Origin of the sequence: Marivita sp., from assembly GCF_017643905.1 — a bacterium.
Lineage (GTDB): Bacteria > Pseudomonadota > Alphaproteobacteria > Rhodobacterales > Rhodobacteraceae > Marivita.
Genome location: NZ_JAEPMO010000233.1, coordinates 1 through 4,296, shown reverse-complemented (window position 1 = coordinate 4,296; position 4,296 = coordinate 1). Strand labels below are relative to the sequence as shown.

Sequence of the window (4,296 nt, the reverse complement as noted above, 5' to 3'; positions counted from 1 at the left end):
TGGCGTCCGCGTCAGCTGCGGTGCCGATGATACCGACGACGGACATGTCGCTGGCCACAGGCGGCCGAGGCTCATTGTCGATCCGCTGGATCGACAGGCCAAAGGTAGGATCAGACATGGGGGATGTCCTTTGCATGGATGGCACCCGACGGGCGCTATGGAGGGTTGGAATTGGGCTTGCACGCAGGTGCTGCTGCATCTGCGTGTCGAAAAGCCGTCACGCCGTCGAAAAGCCGACGATCAAAGATCCAGGGACGGATCAGTGCCGCGCGACAAACCGGGTGAGACCGTTGTCATGTCTGTCGCGCTACGGATCAGCCCGTCCGAATGGCGGCACCGCGCTCTGCGGTGACAAAGCCATTGGCTTCGAGATAGGCGAGCCCTTCGGTGACATCCGCGCTGGTCAGGTCCACGTCTTCCGCAAGGGTCAGCATCAGCAGGAAGTCGGCAACCACCGGGTCAGTGGTCTCGGCGATCCGCAGCGCGATGCGCTCGGCGCGGGTGAAGCGACGCAGGAAGTTGAGGCGCGAGATCACCGTGACAGGCGCGGGCGGCGGGGATGCTGCGGCTGCAACGGGTACTGGGGCCTCAAACTTGCGGCCGTTTTTGACAAAGCCCGGTTCAACCGCGTCCGGCACCTGAACATACTCTCCGTGCAGCTCGGGGTGAATGCGGCCCTCAAGGGTGTCCAGCACCTCGATGACGGTGTCGTTCACGACTTTTGCAAACTTGCTCATGGAATTCCCCTTTACAGGATCAGCGCGTATTGAAGGATGATCAGCCCGTCGCCACCGAGGCCATGACCTGTGGCCGTGCCGAACTGATAGCCGGACCCGCCACCACCACCTGCGTTGCCGCCATTGCCTCCGGCGCAATACTGACCTGCGCCACCGCCGCCGCCGAGGACACCTCCATTACCGGCCAGCATGTAGGCGTAGGTCGCCCCTGACGAATAGGGTGAGGCCGATCCACCGCCGGCACCCGGACCGCCATTACCGGCATTGGTGCCGGCACGATCGGAGGACTGGCTCGACATGGCATTTCCGCCACCGCCACCCCCGCCGAGCAGGACTGTGTTTGGCTCGAAGAGGGCGCTGCCACCGCCATCTCCGGCGGGCGTCATCGCGCAGGCTGCGTTGGAATAATTGGTGGAGCTTGCCCCCCGGCCTCCCGCACCGAGCAGACCGGAGCCACCGCTGCCGCCAAAGCTCTGATTGGCGCTGGAGTTCATCGCACTGGTGCCACGACTGGCAGTGCCAGCCCCGCCGACCGAGGCGTTGGCAATCTCGGGCATGGTGCCCGGAAAGCAGATCGAGGCCCCGCCACCGCCAGAGCGGGTGAACCCGTCCCCGCCGTTGAAGCCATCAATATGCCCATCGGGATGCGGTGCTGAGGCGCCACCGCCACCGCTGCCGCTGTTCGATACGATCTCGCCGATACCACCAGTACCACCACGGCGATTGATATCCCCGCCGACACCGATCCCGCCAAGGCCCAGACCTGACGCGCCTTGATTTTCGGCGCTGTTGAAGCCGCTATTCCCGCCGGTTGCGGATAGAAAGGCCCCAAAGGAGGATGTGCCTCCGGTGCCATCGTGAAAGCGCGACCCAGCACCGACGATGATTGGCACGGTACTGACGGTGGTGAGCTCAAAGATCGGAATCTCGGACATGGCGAGTCCACCACCGCCTCCGCCATGACCGTTTCCGGTGGCTGCGGTGGACAAGCCACAGGCACCTCCGCCGCCCCAGACACGCACCAGAAGCGGCACATTGGGATCGATTGTCTCTGGAACGACCCAATCGAACGTGCCTGCCACGTTGAACATCTTGATCTGGTTGCGTGGACCCACGCCATTGCCCCCGAGCCGCGAAAGCGCCGGGTTGTAAATTGTCCGCATGTCGCGTCCTTTCGTGTTCAGTTAGATCAGCGCAGAGATGCCCCAGGCGGTCAGGGCGACCGTGTCGGTATCGGCCTGCGCGTAAAGCCGGTCGCCGGGGCCAAGGATCAGTGCCGTGCGATAAATGATCCCGCCGGGGTTCAGCGCGACGGCGTGTTCGAAGATGTGCCTGGGCTCGAGCACGATATCGATGGTGGCTGTCGCTGCAGCAGCGCCGCCGCTGAACGACACCGTTGGGGCCTCGGAGAAGCCTTTGCCCGGGTTGGTCAGCGTCAGGCTCAGCACGGCAAAGGTCAGCACGAAGGTCGCGCCAGAGCCTAACCCGCCCGTCACCGGTGCAGGGCTGTCGGGGAGAACTCCGTAATCGCCCCCGGAGGTCAGCTCAGCCGCTTGGATGGCGCCCGCGCCGTCCACGTCGGTGACGATGATCACGGCCGCTGTCTGATCCGGCACCGCGACCGAAAGCGCGTCGCCGACGGCATAGCCGGTGCCAGCGTCCACCAGCGTCACGCTGTCCGCAATCATGCGGGCTGTGGCCGTGGCCCCAGTACCGCCGCCACCCTCGAGTGTGACGTCGGGGATGGCGACATAGCTGGCACCGCCGTTTGTCACCGCAAGCCCGGTCACCCCCACCGCCTCGCGCGAAGCCGCGTAGAGCGTCATGGTGGCGATGTCGGCGCCGGTGTTCCCGGCGTTGATGTTGAAGGTTGTCCGCCGCCCGGTGGGGATGGTCAGGGCCTCCACCGCCGTGTCCGCGGCACTCATTTGGTTTGCAAGGATGCTCATGGGCCTGGTCCTCAGAGTTGATTGAAGAAGAAGGAGGTGGCGGTCAGGCCGGAGGCGGTCGCCACGGCTGCCAGCGCCGTCTCGGTGACCTCGGCCACAGCGCCCTCGGTGGTTGCTGCCACCGCCGCCAGAACCGCGTCCCGCTCGGTCGCGATAGCTACAAGTGCCGCGCCCTGCGCCTCCGCGATCGGTGGCAAGGCTGCCGTACCTGCCGCGTTGATGCCACTGATGTGATTTACCAGTGCCGCATCCGCCGCTGCCAGCGCAGCCGCAATGGCCTGCAAGGCGTTGTCCCGAGACGTCGCGACCTCAACAGAGACCGCAGCGCGCTGTTCCTCGCCGAGCATCTCCACCTCGATGGCGGTGGTCTTGCCCGCGATGCGTTCAAGGGCCGTGCCCAGCATCGCGAGGTCTTCGGCCGTGGCCGTCTCCGAGGACGCCAGCGCCTCGATCTTGGTCTTGAGGGCGCTTAGCGCCCCCCGCAGCAGGATGTCTGTCATGGGGTCCTCTATGTGTCGTATCAAATTCGGGTGTTGCGCGTGGGCGGCGCTGCATGTCCTGCAATGGGGTGACGTGGCACGCAGGTCTCCACGTCCGCGCCGTCACAGTTTCAGTCCGATGAAGTCGTGGACCCAGCGCCGTCGGGTTTCGGCTATCTGAGCCGTGACGTCCGCGTCAGCCGCAACCAGCGTGACGCGCAGCCGCTCGATATCCGCCTGCATCGTGTTGTCAGGATGGGGGAGCGGGTAGCCCCTCCCGGAGGTGCGCTCGTCCCGGTTCACGCCGTCGGCCATGCCTCACCTCACTTGAGAATGGCGCGCAGGGCGCTCACAAAAGGCCGCGCTGCGGGGGTGCCCGATAGCGCGATCTTGATGCGGGTCACGTTGGCGGCCCCCACACCGGCAAGCCCGGACCCAACATAGTGCCGCTCCTCACCGCCGTTCTCGATCGGCTGCCCGCTCTCCAGCGTCAGTTCACTCCAGCCGGTGTCGGTCTCGGCAAATACCGCCACACCGGCCCCGGGCGGGATCAGCGTGTCGAGATAGACCGAGACATCAAACGTCGCTGCCGCCGGGATTGCCCGGCTGACATACTCCGCCTCGGAGGCCAGCGCGCCGTTCAGCACCTGCACACCGGGGAAGAGAACCGGTGTGAACCGCTCCGAGCCCGAGAGCACCGCCTCCACGCTCAGCCTGTCCGAGACGCGCGCCGCCAGATTGAGCGCAGCGCCTTCCGTCATGCGGAACACCTGGCCCCCACTGTCGCGCAGCACGAAGGTCACATCGGTCTCGGACGACATGCGCGCCACACCCGCCAGCGCGATGAAGTCGGTGCTCTGCGAGACCGTGATCTCCCCAAGCGCCACCGTCCGTGTGGTTTGCGTAAAGCGCGCCGCCAGCAGCCGGAACTTCAGGTCCCGCTCCTGATGCGGGGTCCAGGTCGAGGCGTTGGAGGAGGACAGCAGCACGCCGATCCGGTAGGGCTGCGCTGTTACCCAGGTTTCCGTCTCGGCGTCATACTTGCCCAGCTCCGCCACCCGCAGGGCGTGGTTCGGATCATCGGTCAGAAACACCAGCGCGTATTCGCGCCCCGCCCGCAGCAAGGTCGGA

At 65.7% G+C, this 4,296-nt stretch carries 6 protein-coding genes; all 6 read right to left on the bottom strand.

Annotation, left to right across the window (positions count from 1 at the left end; all coding sequences use genetic code 11):
- Positions 1-314: 314 nt before the first annotated feature.
- Positions 315-737, bottom strand: coding sequence for a hypothetical protein (locus tag JJ869_RS22295; RefSeq protein WP_292270932.1), 423 nt, complete (start codon positions 735-737; stop codon positions 315-317).
- 11 nt (positions 738-748) lie between these two features.
- Positions 749-1,900, bottom strand: coding sequence for a hypothetical protein (locus JJ869_RS22290; RefSeq protein ID WP_292270929.1), 1,152 nt, complete (start codon positions 1,898-1,900; stop codon positions 749-751).
- 21 nt (positions 1,901-1,921) lie between these two features.
- Positions 1,922-2,686 (bottom strand): hypothetical protein, encoded by a 765-nt coding sequence (locus JJ869_RS22285; RefSeq protein ID WP_292270926.1) that lies wholly within the window; start codon positions 2,684-2,686, stop codon positions 1,922-1,924.
- 11 nt (positions 2,687-2,697) lie between these two features.
- On the bottom strand, positions 2,698-3,186 hold the full coding sequence (locus JJ869_RS22280) for a hypothetical protein (RefSeq protein WP_292270923.1): 489 nt from the start codon (positions 3,184-3,186) through the stop codon (positions 2,698-2,700).
- A 102-nt stretch (positions 3,187-3,288) separates the two neighbouring features.
- The gene (locus JJ869_RS22275) at positions 3,289-3,480 is read right to left on the bottom strand and encodes a hypothetical protein (RefSeq protein ID WP_292270921.1); all 192 of its coding nucleotides are present in this window, start codon (positions 3,478-3,480) and stop codon (positions 3,289-3,291) included.
- Between the two features lie 8 nt (positions 3,481-3,488).
- Positions 3,489-4,296: hypothetical protein (locus JJ869_RS22270; protein ID WP_292270919.1), on the bottom strand; the 808-nt coding region annotated here is incomplete at its 5' end.